This window comes from Streptomyces sp. NBC_01260 (assembly GCF_036226405.1).
Lineage (GTDB): Bacteria > Actinomycetota > Actinomycetes > Streptomycetales > Streptomycetaceae > Streptomyces > Streptomyces laculatispora.
Map to the genome: position 1 here is coordinate 4,966,188 of NZ_CP108464.1, position 24,800 is coordinate 4,990,987.

The 24,800-nt window shown below is 71.4% G+C and carries 24 protein-coding genes; 12 read left to right on the forward strand and 12 right to left on the reverse strand.

Annotated features, from left to right (window positions below; genetic code table 11):
• Positions 1 to 6: 6 nt before the first annotated feature.
• The 3 genes from OG322_RS22105 to OG322_RS22115 all read right to left on the reverse strand — a co-directional run bounded on the left by OG322_RS22105 (position 7) and on the right by OG322_RS22115 (position 3,610).
• Positions 7 to 1,617: a PfkB family carbohydrate kinase gene (locus OG322_RS22105; RefSeq protein WP_241199998.1), complete on the reverse strand. Its 1,611-nt coding sequence runs from the start codon at positions 1,615 to 1,617 to the stop codon at positions 7 to 9.
• On the reverse strand, positions 1,607 to 3,175 hold the full coding sequence (locus OG322_RS22110) for a carbohydrate kinase family protein (RefSeq protein ID WP_266411816.1): 1,569 nt from the start codon (positions 3,173 to 3,175) through the stop codon (positions 1,607 to 1,609). Before OG322_RS22110 ends, OG322_RS22105 begins: the two co-directional genes overlap by 11 nt.
• An 84-nt stretch (positions 3,176 to 3,259) precedes the next feature.
• Positions 3,260 to 3,610, reverse strand: coding sequence for an SsgA family sporulation/cell division regulator (locus tag OG322_RS22115; RefSeq protein WP_123459843.1), 351 nt, complete (start codon positions 3,608 to 3,610; stop codon positions 3,260 to 3,262).
• Positions 3,611 to 3,796: 186 nt separating this feature from the next.
• On the opposite strand from OG322_RS22115, the gene OG322_RS22120 reads away from it, so the two are divergent.
• The 7 genes from OG322_RS22120 (at position 3,797) to OG322_RS22150 (ending at position 10,137) form a co-directional block, all read left to right on the forward strand.
• Positions 3,797 to 4,864, forward strand: a complete 1,068-nt coding sequence (locus OG322_RS22120; protein WP_123459842.1) for an energy-coupling factor ABC transporter permease — start codon at positions 3,797 to 3,799, stop codon at positions 4,862 to 4,864.
• Positions 4,864 to 5,625 carry a cobalt ECF transporter T component CbiQ gene (gene cbiQ, locus OG322_RS22125; RefSeq protein ID WP_123459841.1) on the forward strand — a complete coding sequence of 254 codons (762 nt, stop codon included), beginning with the start codon at positions 4,864 to 4,866 and terminating at the stop codon, positions 5,623 to 5,625. The genes OG322_RS22120 and cbiQ overlap by 1 nt, the downstream gene beginning before the upstream one ends.
• Complete coding sequence (locus OG322_RS22130) at positions 5,622 to 6,407, forward strand: energy-coupling factor ABC transporter ATP-binding protein (protein ID WP_123459840.1); 786 nt, start codon at positions 5,622 to 5,624, stop codon at positions 6,405 to 6,407. The genes cbiQ and OG322_RS22130 overlap by 4 nt, the downstream gene beginning before the upstream one ends.
• A gap of 122 nt (positions 6,408 to 6,529) precedes the next feature.
• Positions 6,530 to 7,690 carry a serine hydrolase domain-containing protein gene (locus OG322_RS22135; protein ID WP_123459839.1) on the forward strand — a complete coding sequence of 387 codons (1,161 nt, stop codon included), beginning with the start codon at positions 6,530 to 6,532 and terminating at the stop codon, positions 7,688 to 7,690.
• Positions 7,687 to 8,481 carry an SDR family NAD(P)-dependent oxidoreductase gene (locus tag OG322_RS22140; protein WP_124284220.1) on the forward strand — a complete coding sequence of 265 codons (795 nt, stop codon included), beginning with the start codon at positions 7,687 to 7,689 and terminating at the stop codon, positions 8,479 to 8,481. The genes OG322_RS22135 and OG322_RS22140 overlap by 4 nt, the downstream gene beginning before the upstream one ends.
• Positions 8,482 to 8,563: 82 nt before the next feature.
• Positions 8,564 to 9,127, forward strand: a complete 564-nt coding sequence (locus tag OG322_RS22145) for an RNA polymerase sigma factor (RefSeq protein WP_124284219.1) — start codon at positions 8,564 to 8,566, stop codon at positions 9,125 to 9,127.
• Complete coding sequence (locus OG322_RS22150) at positions 9,124 to 10,137, forward strand: hypothetical protein (protein ID WP_266411820.1); 1,014 nt, start codon at positions 9,124 to 9,126, stop codon at positions 10,135 to 10,137. The genes OG322_RS22145 and OG322_RS22150 overlap by 4 nt, the downstream gene beginning before the upstream one ends.
• A gap of 103 nt (positions 10,138 to 10,240) precedes the next feature.
• Here the strand turns inward: OG322_RS22150 and OG322_RS22155 are convergent, their stop codons facing one another.
• Positions 10,241 to 10,735, reverse strand: a complete 495-nt coding sequence (locus OG322_RS22155; RefSeq protein WP_266411822.1) for a MarR family winged helix-turn-helix transcriptional regulator — start codon at positions 10,733 to 10,735, stop codon at positions 10,241 to 10,243.
• A gap of 59 nt (positions 10,736 to 10,794) precedes the next feature.
• Here OG322_RS22155 and OG322_RS22160 point away from each other — a divergent pair, with 59 nt between their 5' ends.
• Positions 10,795 to 12,288, forward strand: a complete 1,494-nt coding sequence (locus OG322_RS22160) for an MFS transporter (RefSeq protein WP_443066554.1) — start codon at positions 10,795 to 10,797, stop codon at positions 12,286 to 12,288.
• Positions 12,289 to 12,371: 83 nt separating this feature from the next.
• Here the strand turns inward: OG322_RS22160 and OG322_RS22165 are convergent, their stop codons facing one another.
• The 8 genes from OG322_RS22165 to OG322_RS22200 all read right to left on the reverse strand — a co-directional run bounded on the left by OG322_RS22165 (position 12,372) and on the right by OG322_RS22200 (position 21,613).
• Complete coding sequence (locus OG322_RS22165) at positions 12,372 to 12,827, reverse strand: DoxX family protein (RefSeq protein ID WP_398911700.1); 456 nt, start codon at positions 12,825 to 12,827, stop codon at positions 12,372 to 12,374.
• A gap of 19 nt (positions 12,828 to 12,846) precedes the next feature.
• Positions 12,847 to 14,604 (reverse strand): discoidin domain-containing protein, encoded by a 1,758-nt coding sequence (locus OG322_RS22170; RefSeq protein ID WP_123459832.1) that lies wholly within the window; start codon positions 14,602 to 14,604, stop codon positions 12,847 to 12,849.
• A 128-nt stretch (positions 14,605 to 14,732) separates the two neighbouring features.
• The gene (locus OG322_RS22175) at positions 14,733 to 15,842 is read right to left on the reverse strand and encodes a DUF1996 domain-containing protein (protein ID WP_164494336.1); all 1,110 of its coding nucleotides are present in this window, start codon (positions 15,840 to 15,842) and stop codon (positions 14,733 to 14,735) included.
• Positions 15,843 to 16,156: 314 nt separating this feature from the next.
• Positions 16,157 to 16,324: a hypothetical protein gene (locus tag OG322_RS22180; RefSeq protein ID WP_164494335.1), complete on the reverse strand. Its 168-nt coding sequence runs from the start codon at positions 16,322 to 16,324 to the stop codon at positions 16,157 to 16,159.
• Positions 16,325 to 16,606: 282 nt separating this feature from the next.
• Positions 16,607 to 17,458, reverse strand: coding sequence for an EamA family transporter (locus OG322_RS22185; RefSeq protein ID WP_123459830.1), 852 nt, complete (start codon positions 17,456 to 17,458; stop codon positions 16,607 to 16,609).
• Positions 17,455 to 17,970 (reverse strand): YbaK/EbsC family protein, encoded by a 516-nt coding sequence (locus tag OG322_RS22190; RefSeq protein ID WP_123459829.1) that lies wholly within the window; start codon positions 17,968 to 17,970, stop codon positions 17,455 to 17,457. The genes OG322_RS22185 and OG322_RS22190 overlap by 4 nt, the downstream gene beginning before the upstream one ends.
• 78 nt (positions 17,971 to 18,048) lie before the next feature.
• A complete protein-coding gene (locus OG322_RS22195) occupies positions 18,049 to 19,701 on the reverse strand; it encodes a penicillin-binding transpeptidase domain-containing protein (protein ID WP_329306829.1) in 1,653 nt (550 codons plus the stop codon).
• Positions 19,702 to 19,834: 133 nt separating this feature from the next.
• On the reverse strand, positions 19,835 to 21,613 hold the full coding sequence (locus OG322_RS22200; RefSeq protein WP_123459828.1) for a dolichyl-phosphate-mannose--protein mannosyltransferase: 1,779 nt from the start codon (positions 21,611 to 21,613) through the stop codon (positions 19,835 to 19,837).
• A 53-nt stretch (positions 21,614 to 21,666) separates the two neighbouring features.
• Between OG322_RS22200 and rsmI the strand changes: the two genes are divergently transcribed.
• The 4 genes from rsmI to OG322_RS22220 all read left to right on the forward strand — a co-directional run bounded on the left by rsmI (position 21,667) and on the right by OG322_RS22220 (position 24,685).
• Positions 21,667 to 22,563, forward strand: a complete 897-nt coding sequence (rsmI, locus tag OG322_RS22205; RefSeq protein ID WP_123459827.1) for a 16S rRNA (cytidine(1402)-2'-O)-methyltransferase — start codon at positions 21,667 to 21,669, stop codon at positions 22,561 to 22,563.
• Between the two features lie 160 nt (positions 22,564 to 22,723).
• On the forward strand, positions 22,724 to 23,098 hold the full coding sequence (locus OG322_RS22210; RefSeq protein WP_123459826.1) for a hypothetical protein: 375 nt from the start codon (positions 22,724 to 22,726) through the stop codon (positions 23,096 to 23,098).
• Between the two features lie 33 nt (positions 23,099 to 23,131).
• The gene (locus OG322_RS22215; RefSeq protein ID WP_123459825.1) at positions 23,132 to 24,028 is read left to right on the forward strand and encodes a TatD family hydrolase; all 897 of its coding nucleotides are present in this window, start codon (positions 23,132 to 23,134) and stop codon (positions 24,026 to 24,028) included.
• Positions 24,029 to 24,148: 120 nt separating this feature from the next.
• Positions 24,149 to 24,685 carry a hypothetical protein gene (locus OG322_RS22220; RefSeq protein WP_405700678.1) on the forward strand — a complete coding sequence of 179 codons (537 nt, stop codon included), beginning with the start codon at positions 24,149 to 24,151 and terminating at the stop codon, positions 24,683 to 24,685.
• The last annotated feature ends 115 nt before the right edge of the window (positions 24,686 to 24,800 follow it).

Genomic DNA, 24,800 nt, shown 5'->3' on the forward strand with positions numbered 1-24,800 from the left:
ATGGGACTACGTACGCTCGAATCCGTGGGTCCGGAGCGCCCGGTCCAGGTGCCAGAACGTCTTGTCGATGGCGTTGCGCGGGAAGGTGATCGTGTACGGCGCGGCGACCGCGGGAACGGACTCGCAGCCCTCTTCGGCCAGGACCAGCACCCGGTCGAACCCGCAGTGGCCCTGGAACAGGCCGATCTCGTGGATCACGTTCTGGCGGGCGACCAGGTGCCCGTCCCCCGTGGTGTCCTCCGCGGTGAGTACGCAGATCGCGAAGCTGCAGCGCTGCATGTAGTCCGCGAGCGCCTCGGTGACCTGGCGGCTGCCCCACGCATCGGACTCGAAGGAGTAGACGGGCAGACCGAACCGCCGCTCCACGAAGGCCTTGACGGCCAGCCATTCGGGATTGCGTCCATGGGCGACGAAGACCCCCACGGGGCGGCCCGCCGTACGACGGGCCGCGTCCAGGGAGCGGATGAAGTCCCGGGTGACCTCGGCGAACTGGCCGTGGCCGTGGCTGCCCACGTAGCGCAGCTTGTGGCGTGCGAGTGCCATGCCGAGCAGGGAGCCGAGTTCGACCTGAAGCCGGTCTCCGGTGATGACGGCGATCAGGCCGGCGGCGAAGACGTCGCCGGCGCCGGTGGCGTCCTCGACCTGGTCGTCGGGGAGCACCGCCTGGGAGTAGAAGTCATCCAGGGCCTTGCCCCTCTCGCGGCGCCAGGACTGGATTCCCGCGCGGCGTTTCACCACGATCACACTGCGGTCGCCGGTGACCCGATCCAGGAGGCGCGCGGCGACATCCGCCTCGGTGTCCTGGTCGGTGCGGCGGCCCAGTTCGTGGAACTCGCGGTGGTTGAGCAGCAGGTAGTCGGCCAGCGCGACGATCGCTTCGGTCTCCGGGGTGGGCTGGGCGCTCCAGACGTGGCCGGGGTCGACGCTGATCAGGGTGTGGGGGCTGGCCCGCTTGACCGCCGTGAGAAGGGCGAGGAGCTGCGCGGGGGTGCGGTCGTCGAGGAAGGAGGTGACGTGGATGACCCGGGCGTCGGACAGGTAGGCGACGAGCTCGTCGAAGGAACGGTCAAGGTGGTCGGCCATGGCGGCATTGGCACCGGCATGGGTGAGCAGGGTGCGTTCACCGTCCTCGGTGAAGGAGAAGCACACGCCGCACAGGTGCTCGTCGTCGCGGAAGACGAACGAATGGTCCACGCCCAGTGCTTCCATCTGCTGAACGGCCGACAGACCCGGGCCGGGCACGCGCCCGGCGACGCCGACGTATCCGAGGCGCAGGTCGAGCTGGAGCTGCGCGAGCGTGTGGATGGCGTTGTAGGCGGAGCCTCCGAGCGAGGTCTGGAGGGACGCGGCGTTGACGGCTTCCAGTGCCGCGTACACGGTGGCCTCGTCAACGGCACTCTCCGTGCCCCACTCGGGTGCCGGCCGCCCGGCGTCGAGCAGACCGGCGATCCGTTCGACGAGCGGCGTGGGGCGCTCGGTGTCCTTTCCCCGCTCGGAGCCCCTCTCCCGGTCGGAGTGGGTGATGTAGTCGAGGTTCAGGGCTCCGATCCCGACCACATCCAGCGCGAAGCCGGGGCGTGGCGAAACCGCCGGCCTGTTGGTGGGGTCACTGGTCATGGCGACTGCCTCCTCGCGTCAGAATGCCCTCCCTGATCAGCATCCGCTCCAACTCCAAGAACGTGCTGTGGATACGGTCGGGCCCGTAGTCGAGCCGAATCAGACCCGCGTTGTTGGAGAACGGTTCGCATCCCTCCTCGGCCAGGATGGCGACGCGTCCGAAGCCGTAGTAGCCCTGGAAGATGCCGACCTGGTGAACGGTGTCCTCGCCGGCGCGCCTGCTCCCGCCGCCCATCAGGCGGGTGGCGGAGAGCACGCACACCGCGAAGCCGCTGCGGGCCAGCTGCTCCCGCATCAGCCGGGCGTACTCAGGGCCGGACGCGTGCTCGACGCTGAGCGCATGGACCGTGAGGTGACAGTCCTCGACCAGGAACTGCCGAAGGGTCTGCCACTGCGCGCCGCCGTCGTGGGCCACCAGTACCGCGGTGGCCCGGGCTCCCGGCCCGGTCAGGGTCTCGGCCGACTGCAGGAAACCGTCCCGGCCCAGCGCTGACGCGCCGGAGGCCGGGCGGTGTGCGGTGCGGTGCCGTGACAGGCTCAGGCCGAGGTAGGAGCCGAGCTCCACCTGCAGCCGCCGGGAGGTGGCTGCCGCGAGGACGGAGGCGGCGAACACGTCTCCGGCACCGGTGGCGTCCTCCAGTGGCTTCTCGCGTACGGGCCTGCGCAGTTGGAACCGCTGCTCAAGGACGCCCTGCGGGGAGGAACGGAAGACCTTCACGAAGTCGTAGCGCTTGGTGACGAACACCGTCGCCGTGGCAGAGCACCGGGCCAGAACCCGGGCGGAGAGCACCTCGTCGGACTCGCCGAGCGCGTACTCGCCCAGCGCCCTGAATTCGCGGTGGTTGACGAACAGCAGGTCGCTCAGGGCGAGGATTCCGTCGATCGCCTCGCTCCGGTGCTCGGCCCAGTCGAATCCCGGGTCGAAGCTGATCCTCAGTGCCGGATTGCGCAGGCGCGCGTCGGTGAGCACGCGCAGCATCAGCGGGGGCGTGTCCGCGTCCAGGAAGGAGGTGACATGCACGATCCGTGCCGCGGCGAGGTAGTCGGCGATCTGATCGCCGTACCGAAGCAGGTGATCCGCCATCGCGAAGTTCGCGCCCGGATGCGTGAGCATCACCCGCTCCACGTCGTCCGGGTAGGACAGGCACACCCCGCACAGCAGGTCGGGGCGCCGCCCCACGAACCGCCGGTCGATCCCGAGCCGGTCCATCTGTCCCACGAAGGACAGCCCGGGGGTCTCCATCCGGCCGACCACCCCGACGTACCCGAGCCGGATGTCGAGCCGCATCTGGGCCAGCGTGAAGATGGTCAGCCACGCCGACCCGCCCAGCGAGGCGTCCAGCGACGAGGTGCCCAACCGCTCGATCGCCCTGGCGATGGTCGCGGCGTCGACCGGTCCCTCGGTGTTCCACTCGAAGCGGGCCGTCGATTCCGACACCTGCTCCGTCATCCCGGCCGACAGCCGGGACGCGCTCGCGATGTAGTCGACGTTCAGTGCCCCGAACCCCACCACCTCGACGGACCGCAGCCCCTGCGCTAAGTCTCCAACACCGTCCACGGCGCCCCCCACCAGATTCGTCGCTTCCTCTGCGCCGAGTCATACCCTCCCCGGGGGTTCATCCACCGCACGACGGGGGAGCGCTCAGGCGCGGGCGGTCTCGGTCCTGGTCTCGGTGTGGGTGCGCCGCAGGAAGCGGATCAGGGGGGCGCTGTCGAACTGCACCACCTCGACGCCGGTCGCCGAATGGAGCTCGACGACCAGCTGGGCCCGGCCGCACGGCCAGATCCGGTAGCCGTCGTGCTCGACCGGGGCGCGCAGCCCGCGCTCCAGTAGCTCGCGTTCGAGGGCCCACTCCGCGCCGCCGGGGAAGGCGACACGGATGGTATGCGGAGCGGCGGCGGTGTCGTATCGCAGCTCGACCGGGACCGTGGGCAGGTCGCGGGCGTCGGTGACGAGCCGGGCGCGGGCATGTTCTTTGATCACGGGGGACATGGGCCGGCTCCTCCTGTATGTGTGACTTCGTCCTCTAATGTCCCATATTTTACGTAAAGAGCACTGTGGGAACCCTGGGCAGTTGTGACGGAAGCGCTCTTGCGAACAGTTCGCAACAAGGTCCTATTATTGAGAGGTTCATGACCCCGCGCAGCAATGCAGGAACGCAGGAAGCGGAGCCTCCCCATGCATGTACCCGACGGATTCATCAACGCACCCGTCTCCGCCGTAGCCGGAGTCGTGGCCGCCGGTGCCGTGGCCGTCAGCCTGAAGGGGGCCCGCCGGGAACTGGACGAGAAGACCGCGCCGCTGGCCGGACTGGTCGCCGCCTTCATCTTCGCCGTACAGATGCTGAACTTCCCGGTCGCCGCCGGTACCAGCGGCCACCTGCTGGGCGGGGCGCTGGCCGCGATCCTGGTCGGGCCGTACACCGGCATCCTCTGTATTTCCGTCGTCCTGCTGATGCAGGGCATCCTGTTCGCCGACGGCGGGCTCACCGCGCTCGGCGTGAACATCCTGGACATGGGCATCGTGACCACCGTCGTCGCGTACGCCCTCTTCCGCGGACTGGTCGGCCTGCTGCCGCGCACCCGCCGCTCCACGACCGGCGCCGCCTTCGTCGCCGCACTCGTCTCCGTACCGGCCGCGGCCTGCGCCTTCACGCTGATGTACTGGATCGGCGGCACCACCGACATCCCGATCGGCAAGGTCTTCACCGCGATGGTCGGGGTCCACGTCCTGATCGGCATCGGCGAGGCCGTGATCACCGCGCTGACCGTCGGCGCCGTCATCGCCGTACGCCCCGACCTGGTCCACGGCGCCCGCGGGCTCACCGCCCCGCTCAAGCTCCGGATCGACGGCGAACTCGTCGACGCACCCGCCCCCGAGCCCGTCGCCGCGGCCCCGGCCGCCCGCTCCAACCGGGGCCTGTGGGCCACCGGCCTGGTCACCGCGCTGGTGCTCGCCGGCTTCGTCTCCTTCTACGCCTCCGCCAGCCCCGACGGCCTGGAGAAGGTCGCCGGCGACCAGGGCATCGACAAGAAGGCCGAGGAGCACGCGTCCAAGGACTCCCCGCTCGCCGACTACGGCGTCAAGGACATCTCCGACGCCCGGATCTCCGGGGGACTGGCCGGAGTGATCGGCGTCGGCGCCACCCTCGTCGTCGGCAGCGGCGCCTTCTACGTCGTGGCCCGCCGCCGTCGTGCGACGGACGAGCCCGCGGACGGCACCACCCGTACCGACGAGAAGGTCTGATGGGCGCGGGGCACGCCCACAAGCTCTACCGGCACGGGCACTCGCCCGTCCACGACCTGCCGCCGCACTGCAAGCTCGCCGCCGTCTTCTGCTTCGTCGTGGTCGTCGTCACCACCCCGCGCGAGGCGGTGTGGGCCTTCGGGCTGTACGCGCTGCTGATCGCCGGCGTCACCGCACTCGCCCGCATCCCGGCCGGCTTCCTCCTCAAACGGCTGCTGATCGAGGTGCCGTTCGTCGCGTTCGCGCTGCTCATGCCGTTCGTGGTGCCCGGCGAGCAGACCCATGTGCTCGGCCTCTCCGTCAGCGTCCCCGGCCTCTGGGGCGCCTGGAACGTCCTGGCCAAGGGCACCCTCGGCGTCGCCGCCTCCGTGCTCCTCGCCTCCACCACCGAACTGCGCTCCCTGCTGCTCGGCCTCCAGCGCCTGAAGCTGCCGCCGCTGCTCGTCCAGATCGCCTCCTTCATGATCCGGTACGGCGATGTGATCACCGACGAGATGCGCCGGATGTCCATCGCCCGCCGCTCGCGCGGCTTCGAGGCGCGCGGGGTACGGCAGTGGGGCGTGCTGGCGAAATCGGCCGGCGCGCTCTTCATCAGGTCCTACGAGCGCGGCGAACGCGTCCACCTCGCGATGGTCAGCCGCGGTTACACCGGCACCATGCCGGTCATCGACGAGGTGACCGCCTCGCGCACCCAGTGGGCGTACGCCTCGGCACTCCCCCTGCTCGCCCTCGTCGTGTGTCTGCTGGGATGGACCGTATGAGCCAGTCCCCCGTCGCCCCCGTGCCGACCCCGCCGCCGTCCCTGGAGGTCGGCGGTCTCGCCTACGCCTACCCCGACGGCCACCAGGCGCTCTTCGGCGTCGATCTGACCGTCGCGCGCGGCGAGCGCGTCGCCCTGCTCGGCCCGAACGGAGCCGGCAAGACCACGCTCGTCCTGCACCTCAACGGCATCCTCGACGCGGGCGCCGGCACCGTCCGGGTCGCCGGGCTCCCGGTGGAGAAGCGCAACCTCGCCGAGATCCGCCGCCGCGTCGGCATCGTCTTCCAGGACCCCGACGACCAGCTCTTCATGCCCACCGTCCGCGAGGACGTCGCCTTCGGGCCCGCGTCGAGCGGTCTGCGCGGCGCCGAACTGGAGGAGCGGGTCACCGACGCACTGAAGCAGGTCGGCATGGAGGAGTACCTCAACCGGCCGCCGCACCACCTCTCCTTCGGCCAGCGCCGCCGCGTCGCCGTCGCCACGGTCCTCGCGATGCGGCCCGAGATCCTCGTCCTGGACGAGCCCTCCTCCAACCTGGACCCGGCCTCCCGCCGCGAACTCGCCGACATCCTGCGGTCCTTGGACGTCACCGTGCTGATGGTCACGCACGACCTGCCGTACGCCCTGGAGCTGTGCGGCCGCGCGGTCATCCTCAGCGACGGGGTCATCGTCGCCGACGACCGCACCCAGGACCTGCTCTGCGACGAGCAACTGATGCGCGCGCACCGGCTGGAGCTCCCCTTCGGGTTCGACCCGCGCTCCGTGAAGGTGAACATGAGGTAACGACCTCACCCGCGATTGGCAGCGGCGTCCGCTGACAATCGCGGGTGAGGTCGTGCCCCGCCCCACATCCGACCTGCGGCGCAATGCACCATGGGGGGATGAGCGGGAGCGCGGGAACAGGCGTGGACGTACGGGGCGCGGTGGTGCCCGGATTCGAACCGGTCCGGGATGCCTTCATCCGTAACTTCGAGCAGCGCGGCGACCGCGGGGCAGCGGTCACCGTCTACCGGCACGGGCGCAAGGTTGTCGATCTGTGGGCCGGGACCAGAGACGTCGACGGCGTGGAGCCGTGGGCCGTCGACACCGTGCAGGTCGTCCGCTCGGCCGGCAAGGGCATCGCCGCCGCCGTCCCGCTGCTGCTGCACCAGCGCGGCCAGATCGATCTGCACGCGCCGGTCGGCACCTACTGGCCCGAGTTCAAGGCCAACGGCAAGGAGCGCGTACTCGTGCGCCACCTCCTCGCCCACCGCGCCGGGGTCCCGGCCCTGGACCGGACGCTGACCCCCGAGGAGGCGGCCGACGGGGTGAGCGGGCCGCGGGCCGTCGCCGCCCAGCGCCCCGAGTGGGAGCCCGGCGCCGAACACGGCTACCACGCGCAGACCTACAGCTGGCTCCTCGGTGAACTGGTGCGACGCGTCACCGGACGCACCGTCGGCCGCTGGGTGGCCGAGGAGATCGCCCGCCCGCTCGGCCTGGACTTCTGGTTCGGCATCCCGGCGGACGAGGCACACCGGGTGGGCCGGATCGGACCGGCCGAGGCACCCGCGGGCGACGGCACGGGCGCGCTGCGGATGCGCCCCAAGCGCTCCGTCGTCGACGCCTACCGCGACCCGGACTCGCTGACCCGCCGGGCGTTCGGCGCCATCGACCCGTTCCCCGACGAGAACGACCCCGGCTACCGGGCGGCCGAACTCCCCGCGTCCAACGGCATCGCCACCGCCCGGGGTCTGGCCCGCTGCTACGCCGCGATGATCGGGCCGGTCGACGGCCACCGGCTGTTCGCCCCCGCCACGCTGACGCTGGCCCGCACCGAGGAGTCCGCGGGCCCCGACCGGGTGCTGGTCGTCAACACCCGTTTCGGGCTCGGCTACATGCTGCACGGACCGGCCTCCCCGCTGCTCTCCCCGGGCTCCTTCGGTCACCCCGGCCGGGGCGGTTCGCTCGGCTTCGCCGACCCCGAAGCGGGCATCGCGCTCGGCTATGTGACGAACGGTCTGCAGAAGGGAGTCACCGCCGACCCCCGTGCCCAGGCACTGGTCCGCGCAGTACGGTCGGCGCTATGACTTCTGCTGAGCTCGCGCGATTCGACGGATACGGCGTCCTCATCACCGGTGCGGGCCAGGGCATCGGCGCCGCCACGGCTCACCGGCTCGCGGCCGAGGGGGCCCGGGTCCTGGTCACCGACCTGGACCCGGACCGGGCCGCGCGGGTGGCGGCGCGGATCGTGGCGTCGGGCGGCACGGCAGAGTCGCTGGGCTGCGACGTGACCGACCGGGCGGCGGTCGAGGCGGCGGTGGCCCACGCGGTCTCGGCGTTCGGCGCGCTCGACGTACTGGTGAACAACGCCTACGCGTGCACCGCGGACGCCGCGCTCTTCGAGGACGAGCAGGACGAGGTCTGGGAGCGCGACCTCGACGTCACACTCAGCGGCGCCTACCGCTGCTCGCGTGCCGCGCTGCCCCACCTCGTGGCGTCCGGCCGGGGCGCGATCGTCAGCATCGGATCGGTCAACGGCGTGCAGGACTTCGGCAACCACGCCTACAGCGCCGCCAAGGCGGGCCTGGGCAGCCTCACCCGTACGCTCGCGGGCCACGCCGGACCGCGCGGGGTGCGGGTCAACCTGGTCACGCCCGGCACGATCCGTACCGACGCCTGGTCCGGCCGCGACGCCGAACTCTCCCGGGTCAGCGGCCTCTACCCGCTCGGCCGGATCGGCGAGCCGGAGGACATCGCGGCCGCCGTCGCCTTCCTCGCCTCCCGCGACGCGGCCTGGGTCACCGGGACGACGCTGTGCGTGGACGGCGGGCTGACCGCGGTGAACACGGGCTTCCGGCAGGCGATCGCGAAGGAGTAGCGGGCCGCCGCGAACGCTCGCTCCGCTCCTGTGCAAGTACGGGGTGAGACCGCCACCCGGGCGGGATCGGACAGGAGACCCCATGGATCCGGACGAGGACCTGCTCACTCGCGCCGCACGCGAGCCGACGGCCTTCGAGCCACTGGTCGCCCGGCACTCCGCCGCCCTGCACGGCTATCTCGTACGCCGGGCGCCCGCGGCCGCCGACGACCTGCTCTCCGAGGTATGGCTCCAGGCCTATGCCCACCGCGGCACCTACGACGCGGCGCGCGGCTCCGCCAAGGGCTGGCTGTTCGGCGTCGCCAGGAACGTCCTGGCCCGGCACCGGCAGTCCACGGCCCGCGCCGCCGATCGCCCGCAGGTGCCTGCCGACGCCGTCGTGGGCGACCCGTGGCAGGCCGTCGACCAGCGGCTCGACGCCGCCGCCGTGGGCCCGCAGCTGCGCAGCAGACTCGCCGAACTGTCCGAAGCGGAAAGGGAGCTGCTGCTGCTCGTGGCCTGGGAGCAGCTGACCCCGGCCGAGGCGGCCGCCGCCCTGGGGATACCCGCCGGCACCGCCCGCTCCCGACTGCACCGGGCCCGCGCCCGGCTGCGCGACGGACTCTCCGGCCCCGCCCGTACGACCCTCACGGGAGACTTCGCATGACGAACGACGACCAGTACACCGACGTGCTCGACTTTCCCGGCGCCGCCGCCCTCGAACGCGCGGGCCGGACCGAACCGCTCGACCCCGTCGTCCAGGCGCGGGCCCACTCACTCGTCCTCGGGGCGATCGCCGCGGACGCCGAGGCGACCGCCGTGCCCGCGCCCGCGGTGCGGCCCCGCTCCGGCCGGCGTCGGCTGCTCGTCGCCGCCGCCGCGGTCGCGGCCGTCGCGGCGGGCGCTGCCGTCCTCCCGGTCACCGACATCGGCGGCGGGCCCGCCGCCGGCGCCTCGGCGGCCGATGTGTTCGGCGCCATGGCGGACCGGGCGGCCGCGGGGAGCCCGAGCGCCGCCCCGTACTGGAGGACGACCGTGAAGACGTGGGTGGAGGGCCGACGGGCCTACACCGACGACATCCTTCTGGGCCGGGACGCGGTGGTCGTCAAGGCCGCGGACGGCCGGACCGTCACCAAGAGGATTCCGGGGGGCACCAGTTGGCCCGTCGGCAAGGGCGAGGTGAGCTGGGACGGCCTCGGCGATCTGCCCTCGGAGCCGGACGCGCTGCGGCGTGCCCTGTCGGCCGGGGCCGACGGGCCGGACGACGCCGCCGAGCAGACCGTCCAGCAGGCCGGCCGGCTGCTGACCGACGCACCCCTCTCACCGCGTCTGCGGTCCGCGCTCTTCCGCGTCCTGGCGAAGACGCCCGGGGCCACGGTGACGGAGGGGGTGAAGGACGGCAACGGCCGTTTTGGCACCCGGATCTCCTGGAGGTGGGAGGCGCGTCCCACCGAGAGCAACAAGGAGGACTGGGGCTGGGAGCCGGCGCGGGTCGCGGGCGAGGAGGACAAGGGCGGCTGGAAGATGGCCACGGCCGCGACACTGCGCCCGAACTGGATCGTGTCCCCGTCCGACGGCCGCCTCCTGGAGCTCGGCCTCGACCCGGACGACAGGCCCGGTCATGTCGTCCAGCGGCAGACGTATCTGTACGCGGGCCCGGCGAACAGCACGCGCTGAGGTCCCGTACCGCACACAGCGCGGCACCGGCCTCCCGGGGCAGTCCCGGGAGGCCGGTGCGGTGGGTATCCCGTGTGCCGCCGGGACCCGGCCCTGCTCCGGGTCAGCGGTTGGTCGCGTCGTCGTACACGCCCACGATCCGCTCCAGGAAGGCTGCCACGACGGCCTGTTCGCCCGGCGAGAGCTCCGCGGCGGCGTCGGTGACGCCCCTGATGACCGGTGCCACGTGCTCGTACGCCGTGGCGCCCCAGTGCTCGGCCGGGGTGACGATCACCTTGCGGCGATCGGTGGGGTGCGGCTCGCGGGTGGCGTGACCGGCCGCGACGAGCCGGTCGATCACCAGGGTCGTCGCCGCCGTCGAGGCGTCCAGCCTGCGGGCGAGCTCGGTGGGCGTCGTCGGCCCGACGTTGACGAGGTGGTCCATCACGGCGAGGCCCGCCGCGTCCACCCGCAACCGCCGCCCCAGATATCGCTCGAAACGCTGCTGCCGGAGCGTCAGGTTCCGTAGCTGCTCGCGGATGGCGTCGCCGGTCATCGCGGAGCCTGCGGGCGCCGGTGCGACCGCGGCGGGGTCGGTGGCGGGCGGTTTGACATCCATGCCGCTCAGGATACTCTCGATATTGCTAAGAATATTGGTAATCAATGATCTGAGGTAAAATGAGCGCGACGGAGCCGATCGCCGCACCGGGCGCCGACCAGGGCCCGCATCCGACCGGGGAAACCCCCTACCGGTGGCGCTGGCTGATCCTGGCGGTGATGCTCGTCGCGGAGATCATGGACCTGCTGGACGCGTCCATCGTCAACGTGGCCGGACCGGAGCTGGAGAAGTCGCTCGGGGCGGGCCCGGTCGGCCTCCAGTGGGTGATCGGCGGCTACGCACTCACCCTGGGCGCGGGCCTGATCCTCGGCGGCAGGCTCGGCGACCGGTACGGGCGGCGCCCGATGTTCCTGCTGGGCCTCGCCGCCTTCACGCTCACCTCGCTGCTCTGCGCGTGCGCACCCACCATCGAGTCGCTGATCGTCTTCCGGCTGCTCCAGGGCACCGCGGGCGCGATGCTCCTGCCACAGGGCCTCGGGCTGCTGCGGGAGAACTTCTCCGGCGCCGAACTCACCAAGGTCTTCGGCATCTTCGGCCCCGTCCTGGGCCTCGGCGGCATCGTCGGCCCGGTCCTGGGCGGCGGACTGATCCAGGGCGACTTCCTGGGCCTGGGCTGGCGGCTGGTCTTCCTGGTCAACCTGCCCATCGGCATCGTGGCCCTGATCGTCGCCGCGAAGGCCGTACCGAAGAGACCGGGCGACCGCACCGTGGTCGTGGACGGCGTGGGGGCCGCCCTGGTGGCCCTGTCCTGCGCCCTGCTGGTCCTGCCGCTGAACCAGGGCCAGGACGCCGGCTGGCCGCTGTGGACCTGGCTGTGCATGGCCGCGTCCGCCCTCGGCTTCGCCGCCTTCGCGCTCCAGCAGCGCCGCACCGCCGCCCGGGGGCGTCAGCCGCTGGTGACACCCGCGCTGCTGCGCAAGCCCGCGTTCACCGTGGGGCTCGGCGGGATCGCGCTGTTCTTCGGCGGACTGGTCGGCAGCCAGCTCGTCCTGACCCTCTACCTCCAGATCGGGCAGCGCTTCACCGCGGGTGAGGCCGGTCTCGGTAATCTGCCGCTCGCCGTGGGGACCGCGATCGGCGGTGCGGTCAGCGGCGCGTTCCTCGCCGAGCGGATCGGCCGGGCGGTCCTGCAGATCGGCCCGCTCGTGCAGCTCGCGGGCGCCGGACTGCTCTGGTACGAGCTCGGCGCCACCGGCTCGTTCTCCGTCTGGGACATCGCGCCGGGCGTGGCCGTCTCCGGCATCGGCGCGGGCATGGTGATCGCCGCCCTGTTCAGCTTCATCCTCGCCGCCGTCGACGACAGCGAGATCGGCTCCGCCTCCGGCGTGCTCACGGCGGTGCAGTCCATTGGCGGTTCGATCGGGGTGGCGGTCTTCGGTTCGGTGTTCTTCGACCGGGCCGGGGCGGGTGAGTTCACCGCCGGCTACCGCCACGCACTGATCGCCCAGGCCTGCCTGCTGGTCGCCTTCCTGGCCATCACCCTGCTGCTGCCGAAGAAGGCGCGGCCCGAGGGCGAGGAGTACGCGGGGGTTCGCGAGGACGCCGCGGTGTGAGGGCTGCGGGCAGGGGGCGCCACGCACACCACCGGCCTCCCGGGGGCAGTCCCGGGAGGCCGGTGCGCGGGGTAGCCGTCCCCTCAGGCGGGTATCCGCAGGTGCCGCTTCTGCTTGCCCTCCGCGTTCTCCGCGTCCCCCCGGGTGGCTCCGCGGGAGGTGAGCAGCCGGTCCGCGGCCAGCACGCCGGGACCGGAGAAGGCGATCAGCAGCAGCGTCCAGCAGAAGAGGACCGCGGCCTCGCCGCCGTTCTCCATCGGGAGCAGGCCCCGCTGCTGGTGCACGTCGAAGTACGCGAACGCCATGGAGCCGGAGCCCACCAGAGCGGCCGTTCTCGTACCGAGGCCGAGGAACACCAGGGCGCCCCCGGCCAGTTGGATGACAGCGGCGTACCAGCCCGGCCAGGTGCCCGCCGGAACCGGTGAGTCACCGAGGACGCCGAACAGCGAGGCGACCCCGTGGCAGGTGAAGAGCAACCCGATGACGATGCGGAACAGGCTGAGCGCGTAGGGCTGTGCCCGCCCCGGGCGAGTGATCATCATGAGGGCCGGTCTCCCGTCAGCTGTAGACGCCGAACTCGTAGATCGAGTAGCCGTAGTCGGTGCCGCGGGCCGTGCCGTTGATCCGCACGTACCGGCCCGTGCCATTGACGTCGAAGTCGTCGATGTCACCGTTGCCGTCGGTCACCGACTTCACCGTCGTCCAGTTCTGCCCGTCCTGGGACGTCTGGATTTCGTACCCCTTGGCGTACGCCGACTCCCAGGCGATCTGCACGTGCTTGAAGCTCTTCGAGGTGCCGAGGTCGACCTGGAGCCACTGCGGGTCGCTCCAGTCACTGGCCCAGCGGGTGTCGGACTTCCCGTCCACCGCGTTGGCCGCACCGCACGGGCAGCCGCCGGTCGGGTCGGTCTGGAACGAGGACGCGGTGGCGGTCCTGCCCAGGGCCACGTTCGTCCCGTCCGCCCTCGGCGGGATCACCTTCAGCGACTTGGTCTCGATGCCCGCGTTGCCGTGGCCGTCGGTGGCCTTCACATAGACCTTGTAGACACCCGTCCTGCTCGGCGCCTTCGCGGTCAGCGTGCCGTCACCGTTGTTCCTGGTCTCGGCGGGGACGAGCGACTTGTTCTGGTCGATGTAGTTGCTGCTGAACAGCACCTGGTAGCTGATCGCGTCGCCGTCCGGGTCGGACGCCCGGGTCCTGATCCTCACGTCACCCCCGGTGGGGACGCCGGAAGTGGCGCCGTCCACCGCCATGTCCGTGACTACCGGCGGGGTGTTGTCGCCCGAGGTGTTCGCCCCGTACGCCTTCTTCACGGCGTAGTACGAGAGCCGCTTCTGGCCGCCCGGCAGCAGGTTGAACCAGACGCCGCCGAAGTCGTCCTCGACGCCGTAGTGGAACATCGTGGCGCCGAGCGCGACCCCGGTGTGGCCGGTGATACAGCCCCACGCCTTGGTGTAGCCCTCGCCCTTGGCGACATCGGTCGGCTCGGTCGGTACGCCGTTCGCGTCGTCGTCGACCTCCCACTCACCGGCCGGGCCCGTCTCGGTGACGATGTAGGGCTTGTCGTAACCACCCTGCTCCCAGTCGGACTTGATGGTGCACACCGCGTTGTAGGCGTTGACGGCGTACAGGTCGAGATCCGGGGCGTTCCTCTTGTAGTACGGCCAGGCGCCCGTCCAGGCGTCGGTCGAGGTGACCGGGTGGTTGGGGTCGACCGCGTGGATCTTCTTCGCGATGTCGTTCACGAAGGTGGTGTACGCGTTGCGCTGGGCCTCCAGCTCGTCACCGCCGTAGCAGTTCTGCAGGCCGAGCGTCGACTCGTTGCCGACGTTCCACATCAGCACGCCGGGGTTGTCCTTGTAGGTGTCCACCCACTTGGGGAACTCCGCGAGCATGTTGTTCTTGTACTCGGTGTCCGTCAGGTAGTTGACGCAGCCGCCGCTGCCCGGCCCGCCGCCCGGCTGGAGCCAGAAGCCCGCGATCACCTTGACGCCGTGGGCCGCCGCCGAGTCGAAGAGCGGCTTGCTGGTGGCGTCGGTGCCCCAGGTGCGGATGGTGTTGACGCCCATGGACGCCACGTCCGGCATGTACTTCTCGGCGTCGGCGGCCGAGGGGCCCCAGGTCAGACCCTTGACCGTATACGGCGAACCGTCCACGGTCAGCTGCCAGGCACCCTGCGAACCGGTGACCTTGACGACGCTGCCGGCCGCCTGGGCGGCGGGCGCCTGGAGGGCCACCAGGGCGCCGGCCAGCAGTGCCGTGGCCGCCCAGGGGGCCACGAGGCGTTTGGCCGATCGGGTGGGGGGTTGGCGCATCTCATTCTCCTTGCGGGTGGGGGGAGGCCGGTGGGGGAGCAGCGGCCCGGGTGATCTTGGAGAGCGCTCTCCAAGACAGGCCGAAAAAAGGCCCCTGACCCGGGGGTGCGGATGTGCTGCCGTGCGGGCTACGGGAGTTCGTAGTCCCCGTTGAGCACGGGGCCCGCCCCGGGGTGGTTCTCGTCGTAGCCGCGCGGGTCGCACTGGAGGCCGCCCTTGACGCAGTGGGTGACCATCGCGTCGAGCGTGGCGGCGTCCCAGCCGTTCATGAAGTCGTAGTGGAAGGAGAAGCCGGCACCGCTGGCCAGTTTCACCCGTGACATGTCTCCGTTGACCGGCCAGGCCATCTTGAACTCGATCATCGGCAGCGCGACGGGGTGGTCGGCCGGGCAGGAGTTGTAGTTGGCGCCGCCCGCCACCGGGTACGCCATGTGGCTCTTGTGGTCGGGCGTGTCCAGGTGGATGCCGTCCCAGCAACTCGGAGCCTGGAGGCGCAGGTTGAGGTAGGTGTCCCGGCTGGTCGGGCAGGTGGCCGGGAAGTCGTAGTTCTTGAACGACTCGCCGCACTCCCAGCCCTCGACGGTGCCCTTGAGGTTCTTGAACTCGTCCTTGGTCTGCATCGGGCTGCCGACGACGTAGCGCAGTCCCCTCGGGAAGGGGCGGACGCTTCGGTAGTCGGTGACTCCCGACTTGTAGTAGATGGTCTGGACGCCCTCGGGGAGGATCTTCGTGTCCCCGTTGAACAGGCTCGGCATCCAGTACCCGGACTTGTCGCCGGGGGCCAGGCAGGTGGTGTCGCCCGCCTCCAGCGAGGCCGTGGTGGTGTTGGCGTTCGTCGTGGTGTTGCCCATGAACGTGTGGTCATGGGACTTCCCGGGCTGCCCCGGGTAGACGATCGGGTCGTCCGGAGCGGTGTGCGTCGGGGCGCACTTGGCCTGGAACTCGTGGAAGTACGCCTGCGGCGGAACCTCCATCGAGGGGGTGACGCCGGTGACCGGCGGGTCGGCCATGATGTAGCCGTCCCCGTCCGGGTCGTCGCCCGAGGCCTTGGTGGAGGCGGCCATGCCGGGCATCCCCGGCATGGAGTACGCGGCGTGCCCGGCGTGCGAACCCGCCGCCGCGGCCGTCGTTTCGGTGGACGCGTTCGCTGTCGCGGCGATCCCGGCGATCCCGGCCGTCGTCAGGGTCAGCGAGGTGAACAAGAGCAGTCCGGTGAGTGTTCTCGACCTCCGTGGCATGGAGACCTCCTGCTGCGTGGGTGGGGGTGCATGAGGGCGGGAGAGCGCTCTCCCGGTTCGGAGTGTTCCGCTCCTGACAAGAGCGTGTCAATAGTTTGTGAACGACCTCCGCCCCGCCCGGAGTTGCCGGAGCGGGGCAGCTTGGTGGCGGTGGGGCCGGGTGACCTGCGAGGAGGTCCACGGAGTGTTCAACTCGTGTGCAACGTGAACCTGTTACCAGTAGGCCGGCTGTCGGTGAGGTGGCCCACGTGGAGCGTCCGGACGGGCGGGTGTCGTGTCCAGGTGGAGCCGGCGGCTGAAGGTGCCTCGCCCGGTCAGGAGGCGGTCAGGGGAACCCCGTTCCCCGTGGAGGTCGTGGCCAGCAGGACGAGGTCGGCCTCCAGGGCGCTCGGGTAGCGGCGGAGCTGGCGCCGGCTGATCTCCTGAATCGGCAGGCGCTCCAGGTGAGGGTCGTATCCGCCAAACGCGTCCCGGCTGAGCACGCGTGCCGTTCCGGCCCATGCGCATGAGCGTTCCGGCAGGCAGGGCCTCCCGTTGCGGCGATCAGGGCCGGCACCTCGTGCTCATCGGGAGGCCTGCCTGCCTCCGCTCCCGCCCCGCGAAGCGATCCGAGCGCGTGCCGCGGTGGTGCGGGCCCGGTGACCTGGTGCTGGTCCGGGGCAGTGGCTCGCAGCGCGGGGATCGCGGCTGGATCGCTTCGCGGCCGGCGGCGTGGTTGCGGCTCCTCTGCATCGAGTCGGGGCGTCCGTGGCGGCTCCCCGACTTCAACTCGTGTGCAGCATCAGCCCGATGCCGACCACCATCAGCCCGGCCGCCGCGACCCGCGGGGCGCCGAACCGTTCCTTGAAGAACACCGTGCCGATGGCCGCGCCGACGATGATCGAGGACTCGCGCAGCGCCGCGACCGGGGCCAGCGGCGCCCGGGTCTGGGCCCACAGGACGAGTCCGTACGCGGTCACCGACAGGGCCGCGCCGAGCAGGCCGCGCACCGCGTACGGACGGAGCTGGGCGGTCAGGGCGGAGCGGCGGCGGTACAGGGCGTAGAGGGGGATGGCGGTGCCCTCCAGGATCATCAGCCAGGCGATGTACCCGAGCGAACTGCCCGAGGCGCGTACCCCCACGCCGTCGACCGTCGTGTAGCCGGCGATGGCGAGACCGGTCGCCAGCGCGGCCAGGATCGCGGGCCAGTGGGGGCGCTTGCCGGAGCCGCGGATGCCCCACAGGGCCAGCCCGACCAGCCCCGCCGAGGCCACCGCGACACCGGCGGTGGCCCAGCCGTCCGGGCGCTCTCCCACGAAGACGGCGGCGAGGACGGTGACCACGAGCGGGGCGGTGCCGCGGGCGATCGGGTACATCTGGCCGAAGTCGCCCAGGGTGAACGACCGCATCAGCAGCAGCATGTACGCCACGTGCAGGGCGGCGGAGAAGATCAGGTACGGCCAGGCCTCCGCCGCCGGGAACGGGACGAAGGGGGCCGCGGCGGCGCCGATCAGCAGTCCGCCGCCGGAGATCAGGGTGAACGAGATCAGCTGGTCCTTGATCGCGTGCGCGATCGCGTTCCACCCGGCGTGCGTGAACGCGGCGATCAGGACGGCGGTGGCCACCAGCGGCGTCATGCGGCCTGCTCGCGTACGTCCACCACCGTGCCGCCCGCGTGCCTGATCAGCGTCCCGGGGTCGAGCGGGAAGACCGTGTACGGGGTACCGGCCGCCGCCCAGACCACCTCGTGGGCGAGCAGCCCGCGGTCGGCGAGCACCCGGGTCCTGGTGCGGTGCCCGAAGGGCGGCACCCCGCCGATCGCGTAACCGGTGGCCTCCCGGACCACATCCGCTCCGGGCCGCCGGACCTTCGCCGCGCCCAACTCCTGCCGTACGCGTTCCACATCGACCCGCGAGGAGCCGTCCATCAGGACCAGGACCGGTACCCCGTCGGCCTCGAAGATCAGCGACTTGACGATCTCGCTGAGCGCGCAGCCCACGGCGGCCGCCGCCTCGGCGGCGGTCCGGGTGGCTTCCGGGAAGCGGCGGATCTCGACGTCCAGGCCCAGCTCGCGCAGGGCCTCGGCGAATCGGGGGTGGGCGGCGGCGCCGTCGCTGCCTGCCGGGGCGTTGGTGTCGGAAGTGCTCATGCCCCGCACGCTATCGGCCGTGGTCAGGGGCGGGCGAGCCGGATTCCCGGGCCGGGCGGACAGGCGTGCGAGCCGCCGTCACGGCCCCGCGAGCAGGACCTCCGCGACGACCGGGCCGGCCGCGTCCCCGCCGTGGCCGCCGGACTGGACGAGGGCCGCTGCCGCCAGGTCGTTGCTGAAACCGGTGAACCAGCTGTCGGACGTGGCGTGACCGCCGATCTCCGCCGAACCCGTCTTGGCGCCCTTGTCGCCGCCCACGCGCGCCATGGCCTGGGTGGCGGTGCCCTCCGGGGCCGTGGCGGTGTAGTGCAGCATCTCCTTCAGCTGCGCCGAGACCCCGCCCGGCAGCGGGTTCGCGGTGGCGAAGACCCGGTTGTCCAGGCTCTGCGCAACGATGTACGGCTGCCGGAAACGTCCGTTGACGGCGGTGGCGGTGACCGACGCCATGTTCAGCGGGTTCATCTGGACCTTGCCCTGGCCGATGTACGAGGCCGCCGTCTCCGCGCCTTCCGAGGCGGGCACCTTGCCGTCGACCGTGGCGATGCCGGTCCGCCAGACCTGGCCGATCCCGAAGTACTGCCCGGCTTCGTCCCGGAGCGCCGTGTCCCGCTTGCCGGCGCCGAGCGGCAGCACCGGCTTGATGAACGCGGTGTTGCAGGACCGGGCGAAGGCGGTCTTCAGGGTGGGATGCGGCATCGAGAACTCGTCCAGGTTGTGGAAGGTCACGCCCTCCCAGGGCACCGTGGACGGGCACTCGACCGCTGAGTTCGCGTTGCCGAGGCCGTTCTGGATGATCATCGCGGCGGTGATGATCTTCATCGTCGAGCCGGGGGCCACCGCTCCGCTCCGGGCCGGTTCGAAGCCGCTCGCCGGGTTGTTGGCGATGGCCCGGATCGCGCCGGTCGACGGCTCGACGGCCGTTACGGACGTCTTGTCGAACTTCTTCACCGCCCGCTCGGCCGCCGCCTGGACCTTCGCGTCCAGCGTGGTCGGGACCCTGCCCGGCTTCCCCTTCGCCAGGGTCAGCAGCGTCTTGTCGATGCCGTCCGCGTTCGCGCTGTTGATCCAGGTCTCGATACCGGTGGAGCCGCCGGCCTTCTCGCCGTACTTCTTGCGCAGTTCGTCCAGGATGCCGCCCAGCGAGGGGTACTTCTCCTTGCTGAGTACCTGGCCGTTGCGGTCGACCGCCTCGATCGACGCGGTCGACGCCTCGCCCGTCTCCAGCGTTTCGCCGGCCCGCAGTTCCGGGTGGACGACGGCGGGTTTCCAGTCGACGAGCGCGTGGCCGGTGGTCAGGCCGCGCACCACGGTCAGGTCGGATTCGTACGACCAGGCCTTGGTCTTCCCCTTGTACGAGACGGTTGCCCTGACCGTGTACGGGACCTTCGAGCCGGTCGCCGTGCCGGGGGTGATCACGGCCTTGGTGACATGAGCCGACTCGCTGTACTGCGTCAGGAGTGACTCGGCGTCCGCCTCGTTGTTGGTGAGCCGGGACGCGCCGGCCGCGTCACCCTTCGCCCACGCCGCGAGGAACTTCTTCGACGTCTCGGCTGTCTCCTGCTCGGTGACCGGGCCGGTCCTCACCTCTTCCGAGGCGGCCGTGATGTCCTTGCCGCCCCCGACGCCACTGTCCCCGAGCCCGTCCAGGACGTTGTACGCCCCGTAGCCCACCCCACCGACCACGACCGCGAACACCCCGCCGATCACGGCCACCTTCGTTCCACTGCGCATGTGCGCGGTCCCCCTCCCCAGGAAGCCCCCTTGAACACGTTCAAGGGGGCTTTTCCGGGCACCTTACGGGACTGCCGTGACAGCGGAGCCGGTTGTTATCGGAATGCGACCCGTTGCGGCATGAACGGAACGGTCAAATCCAGGTATCCAGCCACATGCGATCGCGCCAGGAGTTCTCCGGAATGGGGGTTCCTGTGTACAACGGCCAGAAATAGATGAAATTCCAGACGATCAGCAGGACCAGTACGCCTGCCACGACCGCCCCCAGTGTCCGGCGCCGTTCGCCCGAGGGATCACTGGTCGGCAGGCCCAATTCGTGTTTTGTCCCGGTACCCGCCGCCGGCCCCAGCATCGCGCCGATCATCATCGCCACCGCGAGGCACAGGAACGGCACGAACACGACCGCGTAGAAAAGGAAGATGGTGCGTTCCTGGTACAGGAACCACGGCACCCAGCCCGCGGCCACCCCGCAGGCGATCGCGCCCGCCCGCCAGTCGCGGCGGAAGAGCCAGCGCCACAGCACGTACAGCAGCGCGAAGCACGAGGCCCACCACAGCAGCGGCGTGCCGATGGCCAGCACCTCGCGGGCGCACTTGCCGGTCTCCGACGCGGCGCAGCCGTTCTGCTCCTCGTAGAAGTACGAGACCGGCCGGCCCAGCACGATCCAGCTCCACGGATTGGACTGGTAGGTGTGACCGGACGTCAGGTTCACATGGAATTCGTAGACCTGGTACTCGTAGTGCCACAGGCTGCGCAGCCAGTCCGGCAGCCAGGTCCAGCTGCCGCCCTTGCCGTCGGTCGCCGCCCAGTCCCGGTAGTAGCCGTGCCGGGTGGGGGAGTTGTGGACGATCCAGCCGGTCCACGAGGCGACGTAGGTGAGGATCGCGACCGGCACCGTGGAGACGAACGCCGGGACCAGGTCCCGCTTCAGCACCGTCACGTACGGCCGCACCGCACCCGCCGTACGCCTCGCGCCCACGTCCCACAGGACCGTCATCAGGCCGAACGCGACCATGATGTACAGCCCGTTCCACTTGGTGGCGAAGGCCAGGCCGAGCATGAGTCCGGCCGCGATCCGCCACGGCCGCCAGCCGAGCCGCAGCCGCTCGGCGACCCCGGCGTCCGGCCGCAGCACCCCGTCCGCGTCGACCGGCAGCGCGGCCGCGAGCCGGCGCCGCGCCCAGTCCCGGTCGATCAGCAGACAGCCGAACGAGGCCAGCACGAAGAACATCAGCACCAGGTCGAGCAGCGCGGTGCGGCTCATCACGAAGTGCAGCCCGTCCACCGCGAGCAGCGCGCCCGCCAGGCAGCCCAGGAACGTCGAGCGGAAGAGCCTGCGGCCGATCCGGCACAGCATCAGCACCGACAGCGTGCCGAGCACCGCGACCATGAACCGCCAGCCGAACGGGGTGAAGCCGAAGATCTGCTCACCGATCCCGATGATCCACTTGCCGACCGGCGGGTGCACCACGTAGCCGGGATCGACCGGGATGGTCACCTTGGACGGGTCGCTGAGGATCAGCTTGTCGATGTCCTTGGGCCAGGCCCCCTCGTAGCCCTGGTTGATCAGCGCCCAGGAGTCCTTGGCGTAGTACGTCTCGTCGAATATCACCGCGTGCGGGCTGCCCAGGTTCCAGAACCGCAGCACCCCGGCGACCAGTGCCACCAGCAGCGGGCCGCCCCAGGCCGACCAGCGCAGCAGCCGGTCCGCGAGCACCGGGGGCACTCCGAGCACCGCCCACAGCCGGCTCCCGGGGCGGGTGTACGGCGGCACCAGCCGTTCCCGCAGCCCGATCCCGGGCCGCGGTGAATGGCCGAAGCGGCGCAGCCGCTGCTGCCAGGAAGTCGGCTCCGGGCCGTACTGATCCCCGGCGTCTTGGCCCTGCCGGGCATCGGGCGCTGTACTCGTCACCGCGCCATCGTAGGGAACGCATCTGTGCGAGCGGCGCCGCCCGTGCTGGGAGGATGGACGTTGTGACGGAGACGACTGGAACGCTGGTACTCGCAGGGACCCCCATCGGCGATGTGGCGGACGCCCCGCCACGCCTCGCCACCGAACTGGAGACGGCGGACGTCGTCGCCGCCGAGGACACCCGCCGGCTGCGCCGGCTGACCCAGGCGCTGGGCATCCACACCACGGGGCGTGTCGTGTCCTATTTCGAGGGCAACGAGTCCGCCCGTACGCCGGAACTCGTCGAGGCGCTGACCGGCGGCGCCCGGGTGCTGCTGGTCACGGACGCCGGAATGCCGTCCGTCTCCGACCCCGGCTACCGGCTCGTCGCCGCCGCCGTGGAGCAGGGCATCAAGGTCACCGCGGTGCCCGGCCCGTCGGCCGTGCTCACCGCGCTCGCCCTGTCCGGGCTGCCGGTGGACCGGTTCTGCTTCGAGGGCTTCCTGCCGCGCAAGGGCGGCGAACGCCTCGGTAAGCTGCGCGAGGTCGCCGACGAGCGCCGCACCATGGTCTTCTTCGAGGCCCCGCACCGCCTCGACGACACCCTGGCCGCGATGGCCGAGGTGTTCGGCGCCGACCGGCGCGCCGCCGTGTGCCGGGAGCTGACCAAGACGTACGAGGAAGTGAAGCGCGGTCCGCTGGGCGAACTCGCCGCCTGGGCAGCGAGCGGCGTACGCGGTGAGATCACCGTCGTCGTCGAGGGCGCGGCCGACTCCGGAGCCGAGGAACTGGACGCCGGGGAGCTGGTGCGCAGGGTGCAGGTGCGCGAGGAGGCGGGGGAGCGGCGCAAGGAGGCGATCGCCGCCGTCGCCGCGGCGGCCGGGCTGCCCAAACGCGACGTGTTCGACGCGGTAGTGGCAGCAAAGAATGCGGCTCGGACCGGCCCGTCGGAGGGCAAAGGACTATCGTGAAAAGCAAAGCGACAGCCGCGTACCGGCCCCTTTTGCCACGAGAAGGCCAAGACCGCTCCAACACTCGACAGGGCCCGGTGCGCTTCCGCCGGTAAAGGCGTCCACTGGATAACAGGACGCATTCTCCGGAGTGCTTGTCCGGCGGACAAGAGGAGCAGGCATGAGTGAGATCGCAGCAACCACCGTGCACGAGGCATATGCCTTCGCCTGCATGAGGTGCGGACACGGCTGGGAACAGGCCTACGAAATAGAGCACCACGTCGACGCGTCCAACAACGCTTTCGTGGTCTACAAGGCGGACGGCGAACGAGTGCCCTCCCCCCTTTCCACGCCCACCTGCACCAACTGCGGCGGGCACGTCGTGCGGATCATGCGGGCCGGCCGGGTCTCCACCGTTCAGCAGCTGCTGCAGAACCGCCGGCCCTCCGACGACGCCCGCGAACGGAAGGCCGAGGCGGTGGCCGCCACCGCGGCCCCCGCGGCCGAGCACCACTGGCACCTCGCCGACCTGCTGCATCCCTTCCACCGCAAGTGAGGTCAGGGCCACGGTCCTCGTACGATCGTGGCCATGAGCCGTACCGAACCCCCGCCGCTGCCCGAACCCCTCCGGGTACCGGTCGCCGATTCGCACACCCACCTGGACATGCAGGACGGCACCGTGGAGGAGGGCCTCGCCAGGGCCGCCGCGGTGAACGTGACCACCGTGATCCAGGTGGGATGCGACGTGAAGGGCTCGCACTGGGCCGCCGAGACCGCCGCCGCCCACGCGAGCGTGCACGCGGCGGTGGCCCTGCACCCCAACGAGGCGCCGCGGATCGTGCACGGGGACCAGGGGGGCACCTCCCAGCCCCCCGGGGCTGGGGGAGGCCGGTCGCGGCAGGGGGCGCGCGAGGCGGGCGGCAGGGGCGCCCTGGAGGAAGCCCTCGCCGAGATCGACGCACTGGCCGCGCTGGACCACGTACGGGGCGTCGGGGAGACCGGACTCGACTACTACCGGACCGGCCCCGAGGGCATGGCCGCCCAGGAGGAGTCCTTCCGGGCCCATATCGAGATCGCCAAGCGGCACGGCAAGGCGCTCGTCATCCACGATCGCGAGGCGCACGCCGATGTGCTGCGCGTCCTGGCCGACGCGGGCGCCCCCGAGCGGACCGTGTTCCACTGCTACTCCGGCGACGCGGACATGGCCCGGATCTGCGCGGACGCCGGGTACTTCATGTCCTTCGCGGGCAACATGACGTTCAAGAACGCCCAGCCGCTGCGCGACGCACTGGCCGTCGCGCCCACCGAACTGGTCCTGGTCGAGACGGACGCACCGTTCCTGACCCCCGCCCCGTACCGCGGACGGCCTAACGCGCCGTACCTGATTCCGGTCACGCTGCGCGCCATGGCGGCGGTGAAGGGCATCGACGAGGACACCCTGGCTTCGGCGATCGCCGACAACACGGCTCGCGCGTTCGACTACTGATCCGGTTGTCCCACGACTGTCGCGACGGTGGGTAGTCGCGCCGCTTTGGAGAGTCACCACCGCTCCGCTGTCGTCCGGGCGCCAAGAGTGAGCCGGCCGGTACGGATCTTCTGGAGCGTCGTGAGCAATTCGCAGGGCAGTCACCGCGCGGTACGGGGCAGGGGGCGGGCGGCGGACGCGGCGGCGCGCGGCCCCGCCACCGTCGTCGTTCCGGGCCCCTCGCCCGTACCGCGGCCCGTGCCGCCGCACGAGGAGCCGACACTTCCGGCGTGGCCACCGCACGCACCGACCGCCGTCGACCTGCCGAGGCCACCGCGCCCGCCCACCGCCGTCGGCCCGCCGCGCCCCGGCGCCGGGGCGGCCGCACCGGCGCGCGACTCCCGTACGGGCCCCGCGCAGGCCGCCATGGCCGCCGCCCTCACCGTCGCGTCCGGCGCCGTGCCCGCTGCCGGTGGTGGCCGGGCCGGTGCGCGGCGGGCGGGGCGGCGGCGCAGGGTGTCCGGCCGCCCCGAGAACCTGCGCCGCCTGGTGCCGCAGGCGCTCGTCGTCGCGTTCCTGGCGGGCGGCACCTGCGCGTTCATCGCCGACGACAAGGCGGTGACGCTGGACATCGACGGGGAGCCGCACCCTGCACACCTTCGCGGACGACGTCGGTGAGCTCCTCGCCGACGAGGGCATCGCCGTGGACGGGCACCGGACGGTCTCCCCGGTCCCCGCCACCGCTCTCCCCGGCCCTGGCCGCGCAGGCGGCGGGGGCGAGATCCGGGGCCGC

What these genes read in the sequence shown, in the direction of transcription:
- OG322_RS22190 (WP_123459829.1), bottom strand. Translation starts at nt 17,970, where the DNA reads ATGAGCACTTCCGACACCAACGCCCCGGCAGGCAGCGACGGCGCCGCC.
- rsmI (WP_123459827.1), top strand. Translation starts at nt 21,667, where the DNA reads ATGGACGTTGTGACGGAGACGACTGGAACGCTGGTACTCGCAGGGACC.
- OG322_RS22215 (WP_123459825.1), top strand. Translation starts at nt 23,132, where the DNA reads ATGAGCCGTACCGAACCCCCGCCGCTGCCCGAACCCCTCCGGGTACCG.
- OG322_RS22185 (WP_123459830.1), bottom strand. Translation starts at nt 17,458, where the DNA reads ATGACGCCGCTGGTGGCCACCGCCGTCCTGATCGCCGCGTTCACGCAC.
- OG322_RS22210 (WP_123459826.1), top strand. Translation starts at nt 22,724, where the DNA reads ATGAGTGAGATCGCAGCAACCACCGTGCACGAGGCATATGCCTTCGCC.
- OG322_RS22155 (WP_266411822.1), bottom strand. Translation starts at nt 10,735, where the DNA reads ATGGATGTCAAACCGCCCGCCACCGACCCCGCCGCGGTCGCACCGGCG.
- OG322_RS22175 (WP_164494336.1), bottom strand. Translation starts at nt 15,842, where the DNA reads ATGCCACGGAGGTCGAGAACACTCACCGGACTGCTCTTGTTCACCTCG.
- OG322_RS22195 (WP_329306829.1), bottom strand. Translation starts at nt 19,701, where the DNA reads ATGCGCAGTGGAACGAAGGTGGCCGTGATCGGCGGGGTGTTCGCGGTC.
- OG322_RS22170 (WP_123459832.1), bottom strand. Translation starts at nt 14,604, where the DNA reads ATGCGCCAACCCCCCACCCGATCGGCCAAACGCCTCGTGGCCCCCTGG.
- OG322_RS22120 (WP_123459842.1), top strand. Translation starts at nt 3,797, where the DNA reads ATGCATGTACCCGACGGATTCATCAACGCACCCGTCTCCGCCGTAGCC.
- OG322_RS22140 (WP_124284220.1), top strand. Translation starts at nt 7,687, where the DNA reads ATGACTTCTGCTGAGCTCGCGCGATTCGACGGATACGGCGTCCTCATC.
- OG322_RS22115 (WP_123459843.1), bottom strand. Translation starts at nt 3,610, where the DNA reads ATGTCCCCCGTGATCAAAGAACATGCCCGCGCCCGGCTCGTCACCGAC.
- OG322_RS22105 (WP_241199998.1), bottom strand. Translation starts at nt 1,617, where the DNA reads ATGACCAGTGACCCCACCAACAGGCCGGCGGTTTCGCCACGCCCCGGC.
- OG322_RS22150 (WP_266411820.1), top strand. Translation starts at nt 9,124, where the DNA reads ATGACGAACGACGACCAGTACACCGACGTGCTCGACTTTCCCGGCGCC.
- OG322_RS22130 (WP_123459840.1), top strand. Translation starts at nt 5,622, where the DNA reads ATGAGCCAGTCCCCCGTCGCCCCCGTGCCGACCCCGCCGCCGTCCCTG.
- OG322_RS22145 (WP_124284219.1), top strand. Translation starts at nt 8,564, where the DNA reads ATGGATCCGGACGAGGACCTGCTCACTCGCGCCGCACGCGAGCCGACG.
- OG322_RS22160 (WP_443066554.1), top strand. Translation starts at nt 10,795, where the DNA reads ATGAGCGCGACGGAGCCGATCGCCGCACCGGGCGCCGACCAGGGCCCG.
- cbiQ (WP_123459841.1), top strand. Translation starts at nt 4,864, where the DNA reads ATGGGCGCGGGGCACGCCCACAAGCTCTACCGGCACGGGCACTCGCCC.
- OG322_RS22165 (WP_398911700.1), bottom strand. Translation starts at nt 12,827, where the DNA reads ATGATCACTCGCCCGGGGCGGGCACAGCCCTACGCGCTCAGCCTGTTC.